This is a genomic window from Streptomyces asoensis, assembly GCF_013085465.1.
Taxonomy (GTDB): Bacteria; Actinomycetota; Actinomycetes; order Streptomycetales; family Streptomycetaceae; genus Streptomyces; species Streptomyces cacaoi_A.
Map to the genome: position 1 here is coordinate 4,285,137 of NZ_CP049838.1, position 15,654 is coordinate 4,300,790.

The window sequence follows — 15,654 nt, forward strand, 5'->3', positions numbered from 1 at the left end:
CGTGACACCCTCGTACCACTTCCGCGAAGTCCACCAGTTCGGTAGGCAAACGGAAGTTCAGCGCCCACAGGGGCCGTTCACCGGAGGTTTCCCGGAGGTTTCGGCCCCTGCCCCCCGGAAGTTACTTCCCGCCCTTGGCCAGGAAAGCCAGCAGGTCCTGACGGCTGACGACCCCGGTGGGCTTGCCCTCGACGAGGACGATCGCCGCGTCCGCGGTGCCGAGCACGGACATCAGGTCGCCGACCGGCTCACCGGAACCGACCTGCGGCAGCGGGGCGGACATGTGCTTCTCCAGCGGGTCGTCGAGGGAGGCCCGCTGGGTGAACAGGGCGTCCAGCAGCTCCCGCTCCACGACCGACCCGACGACCTCGGCGGCCATGACGTCCGGGTGACCGGCGCCCGGCTTCACGATCGGCATCTGCGAGACGCCGTACTCGCGCAGCACCTCGATGGCCTCACCGACGGTCTCGTCCGGGTGCATGTGGACGAGGGACGGGATGGCGCCGTGCACCTTGTCGTTGAGGACGTCGGCGACGCGGGCGCTGGGGCCCTCGTCCTCGAGGAAGCCGTAGTCCGCCATCCACTCGTCGTTGAAGATCTTCGAGAGGTATCCGCGGCCGCTGTCGGGCAGCAGGACGACCACGACGTCGTCCGGGCCGAGCCGCTCGGCGACGCGCAGGGCGGCCACGACGGCCATCCCGCAGGAGCCGCCGACCAGCAGCCCTTCTTCCTTCGCGAGCCGCCGGGTCATCTGGAAGGAGTCCTTGTCGGACACCGGGACGATCTCGTCGGCGACGGTCCGGTCGTAGGCGGTCGGCCAGAAGTCCTCACCGACGCCCTCGACGAGGTAGGGCCGCCCGGACCCACCGGAGTACACGGAGCCCTCGGGGTCGGCGCCGACGACCTGGACCCGGCCCTCGCTGGCGTCCTTCAGATAGCGCCCGGTCCCGGAGATGGTGCCACCGGTGCCGACGCCGGCGACGAAGTGGGTGATCCGCCCCTCCGTCTGCTCCCACAGCTCAGGGCCGGTGGAGTGGTAGTGGGAGAGCGGGTTGTTCGGGTTGGAGTACTGGTCCGGCTTCCACGCGCCCGGCGTCTCCCGCACCAGCCGGTCGGAGACGTTGTAGTAGGAGTCCGGGTGCTCGGGGTCCACGGCGGTGGGGCACACGACGACCTCGGCACCGTACGCCCGCAGCACGTTGATCTTGTCGGTGCTCACCTTGTCGGGGCACACGAAGATGCACTTGTACCCCTTCTGCTGCGCCACGATGGCCAGCCCGACCCCGGTGTTTCCGCTGGTCGGCTCGACGATCGTGCCGCCGGGCAGGAGCTCCCCGCTCTTCTCCGCCGCCTCGATCATGCGCAGGGCGATGCGGTCCTTCACGGAACCGCCCGGGTTGAAGTACTCCACCTTGGCCAGGACGGTCGCCTGGATGCCCTTGGTCACGCTGTTGAGCTTCACCAGCGGGGTGTTGCCGACGAGGCTGATCATCGAGTCGTGGAATTGCACCGTTGTCTCCGGTTGCTTGCAAAAACAGTGGTCGTAGTGGTTACGCCAGGGTACGGCCCGGGCGGCGGCCGGGTCGGCATGTTCACTCCTGGTTGAGATTGGGCGACGGTCCGTACGGGGCAAGGAGTGGGTGTACGGACACGAGGAGGTGGCGTCGAGGCATGACGAGCATGTCGAGGGCGAGAGTGGCCCGGCGCATCGCGGCCGGCGCGGCCTACGGCGGCGGCGGCATCGGACTGGCCGGGGCGGCGGCGGTAGGGCTGGTGCTGGCGGAGGTGCATCTGGCGCGGCGCCAGGTGAACAACGGGGCGCATCCCCACGTCCCCCAGGCGGACGGCCGCTACGGCCTCGCCTACGACGCACCCGGGCCCGGCAAGGAACCCCTGCGTCTGACGATGCTGGGCGACTCCACGGCGGCCGGCCAGGGCGTCCACCGCTCCGGGCAGACCCCGGGCGCACTGCTGGCCTCGGGCCTGGCGGCGGTCGCCGAGCGCCCCGTGGAGCTTCGCAACGTGGCGCTCCCGGGCGCGCAGTCCGACGATCTCGACCGGCAGGTCATGCTGGTCCTCGCGGACTCCGACCGGGTGCCCGACGTCTGCGTGATCATGATCGGCGCGAACGACGTGACCCATCGGATGCCGGCCACCCGCTCGGTCCGCCACCTGTCCTCGGCGGTACGACGGCTGCGCACGGCCGGCGCCGAGGTCGTCGTCGGCACCTGCCCCGACCTGGGCACGATCGAGCCGGTCCAGCAGCCGCTGCGCTGGCTGGCCCGCCGGGCCTCACGTCAGCTGGCGGCCGCCCAGACGATCGGCACCGTCGAGCAGGGCGGCCGCACGGTCTCCCTGGGCGACCTGCTGGGCCCCGAGTTCGAGGCCAACCCGCGCGAGTTGTTCGGCCCCGACCACTACCACCCCTCGGCGGAGGGGTACGCGACGGCGGCGATGGCGATACTCCCCACGGTCTGCGCGGCCCTCGGCCTCTGGCCGGCGGAGGAGGAGCGCCCGGACGTCTCCCGCCGCGAGGGTTTCCTGCCGGTGGCCCGGGCAGCGGCGGAAGCGGCCTCGGAGGCCGGCACGGAAGTCGCCGCGGCGATGCCGACCGGCCCACGGGGTCCCTGGGCCCTGCTGAAGCGCCGCAGGCGGCGGCGGGTCTCGGAAACAGAACCCGCGTCCCCTGCCAGCCCGTCCGGCGTTTGAGGACGAGGCCCCTCCAGGGCAGTCGGGGGTCTGGGGGCACGGCCCCCGGGTTCGGCACGCCACCCCACCCGCACGAATCCGCGTCCAACCGCCGGAGGCCCAAGCAAGCGCTTAGTAAATTGCGGTCAGGGTCACACCGTCACCCCCGTGACCCAGCCCATACGTACGGGTAACTTCCCAGACAGCCGTGCCCGTACGAACCCCCTCGCCAATGGAGCCGTGATGCCCGAAGCCGTCATCGTCTCGACCGCCCGCTCCCCCATCGGCCGCGCTTTCAAGGGCTCCCTGAAGGACCTGCGCCCGGACGACCTCACCGCCACGATCATCCAGGCGGCCCTCGCCAAGGTCCCCGAGCTGGACCCGAGGGACATCGACGACCTGATGCTCGGCTGCGGCCTGCCCGGCGGCGAGCAGGGCAACAACCTCGGCCGCATCGTGGCGGTGCAGATGGGGATGGACCACCTCCCCGGCTGCACGATCACCCGCTACTGTTCCTCGTCCCTCCAGACCAGCCGGATGGCCCTGCACGCCATCAAGGCCGGCGAGGGCGACGTCTTCATCTCGGCCGGCGTCGAGCTGGTCTCCCGGTTCGCCAAGGGCAACTCCGACAGCCTGCCCGACACGCGCAACCCGTTCTTCGCCGAGGCCGAGGCCCGCACCGCGGCCGTCGCCGCGCAGGAGGGCACCACCTGGCACGACCCGCGCGAGGACGGCCTCGTCCCGGACGCGTACATCGCGATGGGCCAGACCGCCGAGAACCTCGCCCGCCTCAAGGGCGTCACCCGTCAGGACATGGACGAGTTCGGCGTCCGCTCGCAGAACCTCGCCGAGGAAGCCATCAAGAACGGCTTCTGGGAGCGGGAGATCACCCCGGTGACGCTCCCCGACGGCACGGTCGTCAGCAAGGACGACGGCCCGCGGGCCGGCGTCACACTGGAGGGCGTCCAGGGCCTGAAGCCGGTCTTCCGCCCCGACGGCATGGTCACCGCCGCCAACTGCTGCCCGCTGAACGACGGTGCCGCCGCGGTCGTCGTCATGAGCGACACCAAGGCCCGCGAGCTCGGCCTCACCCCGCTCGCCCGCATCGTGTCGACCGGCGTCTCCGGCCTGTCCCCCGAGATCATGGGCCTGGGCCCGGTCGAGGCGAGCAACCAGGCCCTGCGCCGGGCCGGTCTCACCATCGACGACATCGACCTGGTCGAGATCAACGAGGCGTTCGCCGCCCAGGTGATCCCCTCCTACCGCGAGCTCGGCATCGACCTGGACAAGCTGAACGTCAACGGCGGCGCCATCGCCGTCGGCCACCCCTTCGGCATGACGGGCGCCCGCATCACCGGCACGCTCATCAACTCCCTCCAGTTCCACGACAAGCAGTTCGGTCTGGAGACGATGTGCGTCGGCGGCGGCCAGGGCATGGCGATGGTCATCGAGCGCCTGAGCTGAGCACCCGAACCGGGGTCCTCGACGGGGCCCCTGCGTAACCGTTTCAGCACCTGCCGTGACGGATCGGCCCGGAGTCCGGAAAGCCCCTGGATTCCGGGCCGTTTTGTGATCCAATCTCCCCCAGGATGTGACCTATCTCCCTCCCCGGAGGGATTTACGCAGCTCAGCGCCTTTCAGCACCAAACTCCAGGCCCAAACTCCTGCCCGTTTCGTGACGTTACGCACTGACAGCTGGATAGTCCGCCCTTCAAGCTGATGTAGGAAGTCGGGGGTCGACTTTGAACCGGGAGTACGTCAGTGAGCGCCATGCCGATCGCCTTGCTGGTCACCACGGCCGCCACGGGCGCCGTGGGCGTCGCCGTCCTGCGCACCCTCTTGCAGTTGCGCCGGCAGGTGGCCGCCCTGCACACCCAGCTCGCCAAGGACGCCAGGAACGCCGAGGAGACCGCCGCCGAACTGCGCGGCTTCGTCCCGGCCGCCCGCGGAACGGCCGACGCGGCCGAGATACGCGCCGCCGTCGCCGAGGCGCTCGCGGAGGAGCGGGAGCGGGAGCTGGCCGAGGCACGCGCCTTCTGGGCCGCCCAGGAGGCCCGTGACGCCTCCGACACGCCCACTCTGCTGGGACTCCCGGACAGCGAGCTGTTCCTGCCCCGTCAGGCCGACTTCGTGGGCCTGGAGCCCCTGGAGTCGGTGAGCGAGCCGGCCTCGGACGCCGACGAGTTCGCCGGGGACTCCGCCGAACTGGCCGCGGCCCGCCGCCGTCACCCGTCCCACCCCGACTTCGTACCGGTCCAGTCACCGGTCGTGAACGACCATGAGCGCACGGTGGCGACGCTCGAGGAACTGGCCGCGTCCCAGATCGAACTGACCGACGTCCGACCGGGTCCGCTCGGCACCCTCGACGTCTATGTCTTCGCCGACGGCACCACCCTGTGCATGACCCCGGGCCACCGCGAGACGGCGGAACGCCTCGCCGCGGCCCTCACCGCGGGCGAGACGCCGTTCCTGCTGGGCGGCTCGGGCATCTCGGGCGCGTACACCCTGACGTTCCAGTGCGGCGCGGAGAACGTCTACATCCTGGCCGACCGGGTCATAGCGAGCCTGTGAGGCTCACACACCCGCCCGCTTCTGCGCCTGCGCCACCAACTCCAGAGCTTCCTCGACCTGGCCCTCGTCCGTGAGCACGAGGGCCAAGTCGTGCGCCGCGACGGTGATTTGGTCGGCGGCGGCGAACATCCCGGCGTCCGGCATCTCGCGCGGCAGCGCTCCGGGCTCCTCGATGAGCTGCGCGCGCCGGACCAATTCCCTGGCGAGCGCCAGCGCCTCCGCGGCCGCGCCTCTCTGGAGCCGGCTCTGCGAAGCAGCGCGCAGACGGTCGGCGAAGTGGTCCACCGCACGGGTCAGGGACGTCGTATCAGCCACGCCGCGAGACTACGCGTCGCACCGGGACTGTTGCCAACGGGCGAACACTCAGGCACCGTGACCTGAAGGACCGGCTTACATCCCCTTTGCTACCGGAGGCGCCGATGTCCCATGTCCTCTCCGAGGAGACCCACCGCAACATACTGGCCCGCATCCCCCATTGCACCGGTCGTGAAGTCACCGACTGGCTGCGCACCGTCGACGAAGGCCCCGCTCTCCGCTTCGAGGAGAAGGTCAGCTGGCTGCGCGCCGAGCACAACCTCGCGTACGGCCACGCCAAGGCGATCATCCACGAGTACGACCTGAGGAGGGCCGCGCGCAAACTCCTCTAGCGCGCACGCGACACACCACCCTACGGACACGGAGAAGGGCCCCGGGATCGGAATCCCGGGGCCCTTCTCGCTGTCTGGGTGGCTCGCGCCCGGTCGCCCGGTCGCGGTCGCTCAGTCGCTGTTGAGGATCGAGAGGAGTCGCAGGAACTCCATGTAGATCCAGACCAGCGTCAGCGTGAGGCCGAAGGCGGCGAGCCAGGCCTCCTCGCGCGGGGCGCCGTACGCGATGCCGTCCTCGACCTGCTTGAAGTCGAGGGCGAGGAAGCAGGCGCCGAGCAGGATGCCGATGACACCGAACACGATGCCGAGCGGACCGCTGCGGAAGCCGAGGCCGTCGCCGCCGCCGAAGACGGTGAACAGCAGGTTCACGGCCATCAGCAGGACGAAGCCGAGCGCGGCGGCCATCACGAAGCCGTAGAAGCGGCGGTTGACGCGGATCCAGCCGGCCTTGTACGCCACGAGCACGCCGGCGAAGACCGCCATGGTGCCCATCACCGCCTGGGCGACGACGCCGTCCGCGATGTACGTGGAGACCGCGCTGGAGATCACGCCGAGGAAGACGCCCTCGAGGGCGGCGTACGACAGGATCAGCGCGGGAGCCGCGCGGCGCTTGAACGACTGGATCAGGGCCAGCACCATGGCGACCAGACCGGCGCCGATGGCGATGCCGTACGACTTGCCGATGTTGGCCTCGTCGACGGGCAGCAGCACCCAGGACAGCACCGCGGTGACGACCACGATGCCGAGCGTGGTCGCGGTGCGCGCGACGACGTCGTCCATGGTCATCCGGCCGGTGGCGGCCGGGGCCTGCGGCGGGGCGCCGTGCTGAAGGTCCTGCTGGGCGTAAGGGTTCTGCGCGTACGGGTTGCCGGCCTGCTGGGCGTAGGGGTTGCCCTGCTGCGTGCCGACTGCGGGTCCCCCGGCCTGCGGCGCGGCGTTGAAGCCCGCGTAGCCGTTGTCGCGGCTGAACCCCCGTCGCGAGAAGACCGGGTTTCTGCTCCTCATTGCACTCCTCCGTGGCCACACTGCGCGGCCTTGAGCTCAAGGGTAATGGGTAGGCAAAGGATTGACCCTAGTGCTTGGGGAGGATCTTTCCCGCTTGCTGCTGACCAACACGCTACGTGGCGTCGTGATTCCCGGCACAGGAGGGCCGTATTCATGACCAAGCCGCGACATGGCCGGTACCGCGCGGTGATCGGACGGGCCAGGACAGGCCCGGACGGGCCCGGACGGGCCCAGAGAGAGCCCGCTGTCCGATCACCCGAACGGGAACCCGGTGTACGCCTCGGCCAGGTCGGTCTCGGCGGCGCGGGAGGAGGCGATCCGCTCCAGCCGGGCCAGCTGGAGACGGTCCTCGAAGGGGGTGGCGTCGGGGGCGCGGTGCAGGAGGGTGGTCATGTCGTACGAGAACCGCTCGGCCTGCCACACTCGCCGCAGACAGGTCTCGGAGTAGGCGTCCAGGAGAGCGGTGGACCCCGTCTCCCCGCGGTGCGTCAGCGCCCGCGCGAAGGTCACGACGTCCCCGACGGCGAGGTTCAGCCCCTTCGCCCCGGTCGGCGGCACGATGTGGGCCGCGTCCCCGGCGAGGAAGAGCCGGCCGTGCCGCATGGGCTCGTGCACGTAGGAGCGCATGGGGGTGACCGACTTCTGGGTGATCGCCCCGCGCTCCAGTTTCCAGTCGTCGTCGGTCTCGAAGCGGCGCTCCAGCTCGTCCCAGATCTCCTCGTCCCCCCAGGCCTGCGCGTCCGTGCCCTCGGGCACCTGGAGGTAGAGCCGGGAGACGGACGGGGAGCGCATGGACAGCAGCGCGAAGCCGCGGTCGTGGCGGGCGTACACGAGCTCGTCGTGCGAGGGCGGCACGTCGGCGAGGATGCCGAGCCAGCCGAAGGGGTACGTCCGCTCGAAGACACGGGTCTGTGCGGCCGGGACCGCCTGCCGGGCGACGCCCCAGAAGCCGTCGCAGCCCACGACGTAGTCGCACTCGAGGACGTCCTCGACGCCCTGGTGGCGGAAGCGGACCCGCGGGTGCTCGGTGTCGGCGTCCTCGACGGCCAGCGCCTCCGCCTCGAACAGCAGCGGGCCGCCGTCCTCGAGCTGGAGGGCGATGAGGTCCTTGCACACCTCGGTCTGCGCGTAGACCATCACGGACCGGCCGCCGGTGAGGGCGGGGAAGTCGACGCGATGACGCTGCCTGGCGAACCGCAGCTCTATGCCGTCGTGGCGCAGCCCCGCGCGATCCATGCGCTCCCCCGCGCCGGCCGCGCGCAGCACGTCCACCGTGCCCTGCTCCAGGATCCCGGCGCGCTGGCGCTGCTCGACATAGGCCCGGTCGCGGCTCTCCAGCACGACGGAGTCGATACCGGCGTTGTGCAGCAGACGGGCGAGGAGGAGGCCGGCGGGGCCGGCGCCGACGATGCCGACGGTGGTGCGCATCGGGCGTTTCCCTTCACTGTTCGCACAGTGAAGTTTTCTTCACTGTCTCGGGACGTGAGTCTGCGCCCCTGTCCACCGGGTGTCAACGGTCGATACGCAGAGGGAGCCGGCCGCCACGGCGGTCAATGCCTCGATGGAGGATGCAGCGAACGCCGAGACGTCGGAAGTGCCCAGAGCCGGACTTGAACCGGCACGCCCGCGAAGGGGCAGCGAGGTTTAAGCTCGCCGTGTCTGCATTCCACCATCTGGGCAGGCCTGAGGGCTCCGTTTGAGCTTCCGACCCTATCGGGATCCGTCCCTCGAACAGCGGAACAGCGGACCGATGTTGTCTTATTTTATTGACGTCTGAGGGTGCATCAGCACCTGGAACTGGCCATCTGCACTTGCCAGTAGCCTCGCGCGCGGCAACCGCTTGCGTATGCGGAATGACGGAATTTCACCGTCCGAATGAGGTTGCTCCACCGGTTCTTGACGACCCGGCTCTCAGGGACGTGGGTCATCCCCAGGTATGACACGGCGGTCCACCGTCCGACCCGAGGCTGCCTTCGGAACCGGAACAGCGGGTGACTACACGGCCGTCGGCGGCCAGGACGATGGTTCACGTCCCCAAGACTTGCCGTCGTCCCGTCAGGAGCCACGCCCGTGACCACCAGCCCCCTCGCCGACCGGACCACCGCCGTGGCCGCACGCGCCACGGACCTGTCGAAGATCTACGGACAGGGCGAGACCCAGGTGGTCGCTCTGGACCGGGTCTCGGTCGACTTCCGGCAGGCCGAGTTCACCGCGATCATGGGGCCGTCCGGCTCCGGCAAGTCCACGCTGATGCACTGCGTGGCGGGCCTCGACAGCTTCTCCTCCGGCTCCGTGCGCATCGGCGACACCGAGCTCGGCGCGCTGAAGGACAAGCAGCTCACCAAGCTGCGCCGGGACAAGATCGGGTTCATCTTCCAGGCGTTCAACCTGCTGCCGACGCTGACGGCGATCGAGAACATCACGCTCCCGATGGACATCGCGGGCCGTAAGCCGGACAAGGAGTGGCTGGAAAAGGTCATCCGGATGGTGGGGCTCGCCGACCGGCTGGGCCACCGGCCCTCGCAGCTCTCCGGCGGTCAGCAGCAGCGCGTCGCCGTCGCCCGCGCCCTCGCCTCCCGGCCCGACATCATCTTCGGTGACGAGCCGACCGGAAACCTCGACTCGCGTTCGGGCGCCGAGGTGCTGGGCTTCCTGCGCAACTCGGTGCGGGAGCTGGGGCAGACGGTGGTGATGGTGACCCACGACCCGGTGGCGGCGGCCTACGCGGACCGGGTGATCTTCCTGGCGGACGGGCGGATCGTCGACGAGGTGTACGGCCCGACGGCCGACTCGGTGCTCGACCGGATGAAGCAGTTCGACGCCAAGGGCCGCACCAGCTGATCCCCCACCGGGACCGACCGCTCGCCGACGAGCAGGACTGAGAAGAACCCCATGTTCCGTACCGCCTTGCGCAACGTACTCGCGCACAAGGCCCGGCTCCTGATGACCGTGCTCGCCGTGATGCTCGGCGTGGCCTTCGTGTCGGGGACCCTGGTCTTCACCAACACCCTCTCCGACGCCCTCCAGAAGAGCTCCGCCAAGGGCTTCGACCAGGTCGACGTCGCCGTCACCGCCGAGGCCCAGGACGACGTCGGCGACCGTATCGTCAAGACGCCCGAGCTGACCCAGGCGCTGCTGGAGCAGAGCGCGAAGGTGCCGGGCGCCGCGTCCGCCATCGGCGTCGTCAACGGCTTCACCGCCATCGCCGACAAGGGCGGCAAGCTCATCGGCGGTGGCTTCCAGTCGCAGGGCGGCAACTACTGGGGCGACAAGGACGCCCGGTACCCGCTCGCCACCGGACACGCGCCGAGCGGCGCCGACGAGGTCGTCATCGACTCCAGGACGGCCGAGCGGGCCGGGTACAAGGTCGGCGACACCGTACGGATCTCCGTCGACGGCCCCGTCCTCACCCCGAAGATCACCGGCATCTTCACCACCGACGACGGCAATGTCGCGGCCGGCGGCAGCCTCGCCCTGTTCGACACGGCGACCGCGCAGACGCTCTTCGGCAAGACCGGCACCTACGACGAGATCGACGTGCAGGCCGCCGCCGGGACCTCGCAGAGCGCGCTGAAGTCCGCCCTGGACACCGCCCTGCCGAAGGACAAGGTCGAGACCGTCACCGGCAGGCAACTCGCCGCCGACCAGGCCGAGATGATCTCCGCCTCGATGAGCGGGATGAAGCAGGGGCTGCTGGTCTTCGCCGGGATCGCGCTGTTCGTCGGCACCTTCATCATCGCCAACACCTTCACCATGCTGGTCGCCCAGCGCACCAAGGAACTCGCGCTGATGCGGGCCGTCGGCGCCTCCCGCCGGCAGGTCACGCGGTCGGTGCTGATCGAGGCGTTCGTCGTCGGCACGATCGCCGGGGTGACCGGTCTGGTCGCCGGCATCGGCATCGGGGCCGGGCTGCGCTCGCTGCTCGGGACGCTGGGGGCGACCGTCCCCGACGGGCCGCTCGTCGTCTCGCCCGGCACGATCGCCGCCGCCCTCGTCGTCGGCGTCGTCATCACCATGCTGGCGGCCTGGCTGCCCGGCCGCCGGGCCGCGAAGATCCCGCCGGTCGCCGCGATGAGCAGCGTGCACGCCACCGCGAGCACCAAGTCCCTGGTGCTGCGCAACACGCTGGGCGCGCTGTTCTCGGCGGCGGGCGTCGCCGTGGTCCTGGCCGCGACGACGATGAGCGGCTCCGACGGCCAGGCCCCCATGGGTCTCGGCGCGGTCCTGCTCATCATCGGCGTCTTCATCCTGACCCCGCTGCTGTCCCGCCCGCTGATCGCGGCCGCCGCGCCCGTCCTGCGGATCTTCGGGGTGTCCGGCAAGCTGGCCCGGCAGAACTCGGTGCGCAACCCCCGCCGTACGGCGGCCACGGCCTCCGCGCTGATGATCGGTCTGACCCTGATCACCGGTATGACGGTGATGGCGGGCAGCCTCCAGAAGTCCATCGACAAGATGGCGTCCTCCGCGATCAGGGCCGACTACGTCGTGTCGATGGCGAACGGCAACGAGCTCTCCGCCGACATCGACGAGAAGCTGAAGGCCACCGACGGGGTCACCGCCACCAGCCCGATGCGCAACGCCCCCGGCCGGATCGACGGCACGACCGAGTACCTCACCGGCGTCACCGGCTCCACCATCGGCGCTCTGACCGACCTCAAGGTCGACGACGGCTCCTTCAAGGTGGGCGGCGGACAGGTCGTCGTCGACGACGCCACCGCCGAGTCCCACGGCTGGAAGGCCGGTTCGTCCTTCACGGTGAACTACGAGGACGGCAAGAAGCAGCAGCTGACGGTCTCCGGGGTCTACAAGGGCAACGAGCTGATCGAGGGCATCCTGCTCGACAACGCCGCCCTCACCCCGCATCTGGCGGACCCGACCGACATGCGGGTCATGGTCAAGACGTCCGGCGGCACCTCGGACGGCACGAAGGACCGGCTGGAGAAGGCCCTCGGCTCCAACCCGGCCATCAAGGTCCAGAGCAAGAAGGACCTCTCCGACGAGGTCGCGAAGATGTTCACGCTGATGCTGAACATGCTCTACGGGCTGCTCGCGATGGCCGTGATCGTCGCGGTCCTCGGCGTCATCAACACCCTCGCGATGTCGGTCTTCGAGCGGTCCCAGGAGATCGGCATGCTGCGGGCCATCGGCCTGGACCGGCGCTCGGTCAAGCGGATGGTCCGGCTGGAGTCCCTGGTGATCTCGCTCTTCGGCGGGGTGCTCGGCATCGGCCTGGGCGTGTTCTTCGGCTGGGCCGCCGGTGAGCTGCTCGGCACCAGCATGCCGACGTACGAACTGGTCGTGCCGTGGGCCCGGATGGCCGTCTTCCTGTCGCTGGCCGCCGGGGTGGGCATCCTGGCCGCGCTGTGGCCGGCCCGGCGGGCGTCGCGCCTGAACATGCTGGCCGCGATCAAGTCCGAGTAGGGCAAACCCGGTCGGGGCCCCGTCGCGCGATGCGGCGGGGCCCCTCGTGCGTCGGACGGCCGTCAGTCAGTTCCAGGTGCGGGCGCGCAGCGGCATCCCGGAGTCGCCCGATCCGGGGGTCCGGACGGCCAGGACCTGGTTGACGCCGATCTGGTTGCGTTCGAAGGCGACGGCGGAGGCGGCCATGTAGAGCCGCCAGACCCGGGCGCGACCGGGGCTGGTGAGGTGGACGGCCCGGTCCCAGTCGGCCTCCAGACGGGCCACCCAGCGGCGCAGGGTGAGGGCGTAGTGCTCGCGGATCGACTCGACGTCACGGACCTCGAAGCCCGCGCGTTCGAGCTGGCCCACCGTGGTGCCGACGGGGGCGAGTTCGCCGTCCGGGAAGACGTAGGCGTCGATGAACGAGTCCACGCCGTACGCCGACTCGTCGCGCTGCGGACGGCGGGCGATCTGGTGGTTGAGCAGTCGGCCGCCGGACCGGAGCAGCGCGAACAGGACCTGCGCGTACTCCAGGTACTTCTCGGAGCCGACGTGTTCCGCCATGCCGATGGAGGAGACCGCGTCGAACGGCCCGTCGGCGACGTCCCGGTAGTCCTGGACGCGGATCTCGACCTTGTCGGTGAGCCCGGCGTCGGCGACGCGCTTACGGGCGAACGCCGCCTGCTCCTGGGAGAGGGTGATCCCGACGACGGTCGCACCGTGCTCGCGGGCCGCGTGGATGGCGAGGGAGCCCCAGCCGCAGCCGACGTCCAGCAGCCGCGATCCGGGTCTCAGGTCCAGTTTGCGGCAGACGAGTTCGAGCTTGTCGTGCTGGGCGAGTTCGAGGGTGCTGTCCCCGGACTCCCAGTAGGCGCACGAGTAGACCATGGACGGGCCGAGGACCAGCGCGTAGAAGTCGTTGCCGACGTCGTAGTGGTGGCTGATGGCGCGTCGGTCGGTGCGGCGGGTGTGGAGGTGGCCGGTCCGGCGGATCTCTTCACCCGGCGGGGCGGGCGGCAGCGGCGGTCCGGCGAGTTTCAGCAGGCCGCGCACCGCCGAACGGAAGTCCGGGTCGCGCAGCGCCTGCCCGAGCGTACGGGCGTCCTCGCCGCGCTGCCAGATCAGGCCGGAGAGCAGATCGAGAGCGGTGTACAGGTCCCCCTCGATCCCCAGGTCACCGGCCACCCAGGCGCGGGCGAGGCCGAGCTCGCCGGGCTTGAAGAGGAGCCGCCGCAGGGCCCGGCGATTGCGTACGACCAGGATCGGCGCGGCGGGCGGACCCGCCTGCGAACCGTCCCAGGCACGCACGCGGACCGGGAAAGGGGCTCCCAGCAACTGCTCGACGAGGGCATGGAGCCGCGGCGCGGCGTCAGCCATGATGCACACCTCCGTGACGGGTGATCCCGCAATGTCCTGACACCACGTAAACACGGAAGAGCGCTCAGTCCAGTCCCGCGCGGCCGTCACGGCTCGGCAAAATACATGCACAGGGCACGTGTCGCCGGCGGCGCTCGGTTCGGGGGCGCCGGCGCGGGCTCCTGCTCAGGCTCGGCGAACGCCGAAGGGGCCGCCCGCACCACGGATGGCGGACGGCCCCTTCGGGGGTGTTTCAGTGACCGGCGGCCCGGGGGCCGGAGGTCGGGTGACCGAAGGTCAGATGACCGGAAGTCAGGTGACCAGAGGTCGGGTGACCGGAGGTCAGGAGGCCTTGGCCTTCTCGTTCTCGGTCTTCTCGGCGGCCGGCTTCGCGGCGACCGGCGCCGGCTTCGCGGCCTCGTAGAACTCCTCGCGCGGGGACTCCAGCGCACCCAGCGCCACGACCTCACGCTTGAGGAACATGCCGAGCGTCCAGTCGGCGAAGACGCGGATCTTACGGTTCCACGTCGGCATCGCCATGCCGTGGTAGCCGCGGTGCATGTACCAGGCGAGACGGCCCTTGAGCTTGATCTTCACCTTGCCCATGACGATCATCGCGACGCCCTTGTGGAGGCCGAGGCCCGCCACCGCACCCTTGTTGGAGTGCGAGTACTCCTTCTGCGGGAAGCCCCGCATACCGGAGATCACGTTGTCGCCGAGGACCTTGGCCTGCCGCAGCGCGTGCTGCGCGTTCGGCGGGCACCAGGCGTTCTCGACGCCGGCCTTGCGGGCGGCGACGTCCGGGACCTGGGCGTTGTCGCCGGCGGCCCAGATGTAGTCGGTGCCCTGGACCTGGAGGGTCGGGGCCGTGTCGACGTGACCGCGGGGGCCCAGCGGCAGGCCGTAGCGGGCCAGCACCGGGTTGGGCTTGACGCCCGCCGTCCACACGATGGTGTTGGAGTCGACCTCGAGGCCGTTCTTCAGCACCACGTGGCCGTCGACGCAGGAGTCCATGGAGGTGGAGAGGTAGATCTCCACACCGCGGCCCTCGAGGTGCTCCTTGCCGTACTGGCCCAGCTTGGGGCCGACCTCGGGAAGGATCTTGTCGGCGGCGTCGACGAGGATGAAGCGCATGTCCTCGCGGGACACCGTCTTGTAGTACTTGGCCGCGTCCCGGGCCAGATCCTCGACCTCACCGATGGTCTCCGCACCGGCGAAACCGCCGCCGATGAAGACGAAGGTGAGCGCCTTGCGGCGGATCTCCTCGTCGGTCGTGGAGTCGGCCTTGTCGAGCTGCTCGAGGACGTGGTTGCGCAGGCCGATGGCCTCCTCGACACCCTTCATACCGATGCCCTGTTCGGCGAGGCCGGGGATCGGGAAGGTGCGGGAGACCGCGCCGAGCGCGATCACCAGGTAGTCGAAGGGCAGCTCGTACGCCTCGCCGACCAGCGGGGCGATCGTGGCGACCTTGCGGTCCTGGTCGATGGTGGTGACCCGGCCGGTGAGGACCTCCGCCTTGGGCAGCACGCGTCGCAGCGGGACGACGACGTGGCGCGGGGAGATGTTGCCGGCGGCGGTTTCGGGGAGGAAGGGCTGGTAGGTCATGTACGACCGGGGGTCGACGACCGTGACGGTCGCCTCGCCGTAGCGCATCTTCTTCATGATGCGCCGAGCTGCGTACAGGCCTACGTACCCACCGCCTACTACGAGGATCCTGGGACGCTCCGTGGTGCTCATGCCATCGAGTATCCACCCGCTCGAGGGGGGTCGCTCGTGCGCCCCTTCACAAGCTTCCCGGGGGTGTGTGCTATCCTCCGCGGCCCGCGTGATCCAGGTCATGGCGCGGAGCGGGAACCAGCGTGTAGGGCATGGCGTTGTCAATGCCGCGTGAGCTGCCTCTCCGGGCCCGGAAGGGCTCCGTGAGGACCACCTGAGGCACCGTCCCCGGAGCTCCGCGATACGTCCGTGCGCGCCTCTTTTGAACACG

Annotated in this window: 12 protein-coding genes and 1 tRNA gene; 6 read left to right on the forward strand and 7 right to left on the reverse strand. The window is 70.1% G+C overall.

Going from position 1 to position 15,654, the window contains the following annotated elements:
- Positions 1-121 precede the first annotated feature (121 nt).
- Positions 122-1,510, reverse strand: a complete 1,389-nt coding sequence (locus G9272_RS19030; RefSeq protein ID WP_171397694.1) for a cystathionine beta-synthase — start codon at positions 1,508-1,510, stop codon at positions 122-124.
- Positions 1,511-1,671: 161 nt separating this feature from the next.
- Here G9272_RS19030 and G9272_RS19035 point away from each other — a divergent pair, with 161 nt between their 5' ends.
- From G9272_RS19035 to G9272_RS19045, 3 genes are all read left to right on the forward strand, one after another.
- A complete protein-coding gene (locus G9272_RS19035; protein WP_171397695.1) occupies positions 1,672-2,709 on the forward strand; it encodes an SGNH/GDSL hydrolase family protein in 1,038 nt (345 codons plus the stop codon).
- Positions 2,710-2,931: 222 nt separating this feature from the next.
- The gene (locus tag G9272_RS19040) at positions 2,932-4,152 is read left to right on the forward strand and encodes an acetyl-CoA C-acetyltransferase (RefSeq protein WP_171397696.1); all 1,221 of its coding nucleotides are present in this window, start codon (positions 2,932-2,934) and stop codon (positions 4,150-4,152) included.
- Positions 4,153-4,449: 297 nt separating this feature from the next.
- On the forward strand, positions 4,450-5,259 hold the full coding sequence (locus G9272_RS19045; protein WP_171397697.1) for a hypothetical protein: 810 nt from the start codon (positions 4,450-4,452) through the stop codon (positions 5,257-5,259).
- 3 nt (positions 5,260-5,262) lie between these two features.
- Here the strand turns inward: G9272_RS19045 and G9272_RS19050 are convergent, their stop codons facing one another.
- Positions 5,263-5,544 (reverse strand): hypothetical protein, encoded by a 282-nt coding sequence (locus G9272_RS19050; RefSeq protein ID WP_171402063.1) that lies wholly within the window; start codon positions 5,542-5,544, stop codon positions 5,263-5,265.
- A 134-nt stretch (positions 5,545-5,678) separates the two neighbouring features.
- Here G9272_RS19050 and G9272_RS19055 point away from each other — a divergent pair, with 134 nt between their 5' ends.
- A complete protein-coding gene (locus tag G9272_RS19055) occupies positions 5,679-5,906 on the forward strand; it encodes a DUF4287 domain-containing protein (RefSeq protein ID WP_171397698.1) in 228 nt (75 codons plus the stop codon).
- 111 nt (positions 5,907-6,017) lie between these two features.
- On the opposite strand, the gene G9272_RS19060 is transcribed toward G9272_RS19055, so the two are convergent.
- From G9272_RS19060 to G9272_RS19070, 3 genes are all read right to left on the reverse strand, one after another.
- Positions 6,018-6,911 (reverse strand): Bax inhibitor-1/YccA family protein, encoded by an 894-nt coding sequence (locus G9272_RS19060; RefSeq protein ID WP_171397699.1) that lies wholly within the window; start codon positions 6,909-6,911, stop codon positions 6,018-6,020.
- Positions 6,912-7,163: 252 nt separating this feature from the next.
- Positions 7,164-8,339, reverse strand: a complete 1,176-nt coding sequence (locus G9272_RS19065; protein ID WP_171397700.1) for a 4-hydroxybenzoate 3-monooxygenase — start codon at positions 8,337-8,339, stop codon at positions 7,164-7,166.
- A gap of 167 nt (positions 8,340-8,506) precedes the next feature.
- A tRNA-Leu gene (locus G9272_RS19070) sits at positions 8,507-8,590 on the reverse strand.
- A 391-nt stretch (positions 8,591-8,981) separates the two neighbouring features.
- On the opposite strand from G9272_RS19070, the gene G9272_RS19075 reads away from it, so the two are divergent.
- Both G9272_RS19075 and G9272_RS19080 read left to right on the forward strand, forming a co-directional pair.
- Complete coding sequence (locus G9272_RS19075) at positions 8,982-9,752, forward strand: ABC transporter ATP-binding protein (protein ID WP_171397701.1); 771 nt, start codon at positions 8,982-8,984, stop codon at positions 9,750-9,752.
- Positions 9,753-9,803: 51 nt separating this feature from the next.
- On the forward strand, positions 9,804-12,332 hold the full coding sequence (locus G9272_RS19080) for an ABC transporter permease (RefSeq protein WP_171397702.1): 2,529 nt from the start codon (positions 9,804-9,806) through the stop codon (positions 12,330-12,332).
- Positions 12,333-12,398: 66 nt separating this feature from the next.
- Here the strand turns inward: G9272_RS19080 and G9272_RS19085 are convergent, their stop codons facing one another.
- Entirely contained in the window at positions 12,399-13,688 is a 1,290-nt protein-coding gene (locus G9272_RS19085) for an SAM-dependent methyltransferase (protein WP_171397703.1), read from the reverse strand.
- Between the two features lie 321 nt (positions 13,689-14,009).
- A complete protein-coding gene (locus G9272_RS19090) occupies positions 14,010-15,404 on the reverse strand; it encodes an NAD(P)/FAD-dependent oxidoreductase (protein ID WP_171397704.1) in 1,395 nt (464 codons plus the stop codon).
- Positions 15,405-15,654 lie beyond the last annotated feature (250 nt).

Coding starts and splice junctions, on each gene's coding strand:
- G9272_RS19035 (WP_171397695.1), top strand. CDS start 1,672: ATGACGAGCATGTCGAGGGCGAGAGTGGCCCGGCGCATCGCGGCCGGC.
- G9272_RS19040 (WP_171397696.1), top strand. CDS start 2,932: ATGCCCGAAGCCGTCATCGTCTCGACCGCCCGCTCCCCCATCGGCCGC.
- G9272_RS19055 (WP_171397698.1), top strand. CDS start 5,679: ATGTCCCATGTCCTCTCCGAGGAGACCCACCGCAACATACTGGCCCGC.
- G9272_RS19060 (WP_171397699.1), bottom strand. CDS start 6,911: ATGAGGAGCAGAAACCCGGTCTTCTCGCGACGGGGGTTCAGCCGCGAC.
- G9272_RS19065 (WP_171397700.1), bottom strand. CDS start 8,339: ATGCGCACCACCGTCGGCATCGTCGGCGCCGGCCCCGCCGGCCTCCTC.
- G9272_RS19080 (WP_171397702.1), top strand. CDS start 9,804: ATGTTCCGTACCGCCTTGCGCAACGTACTCGCGCACAAGGCCCGGCTC.
- G9272_RS19085 (WP_171397703.1), bottom strand. CDS start 13,688: ATGGCTGACGCCGCGCCGCGGCTCCATGCCCTCGTCGAGCAGTTGCTG.
- G9272_RS19090 (WP_171397704.1), bottom strand. CDS start 15,404: ATGAGCACCACGGAGCGTCCCAGGATCCTCGTAGTAGGCGGTGGGTAC.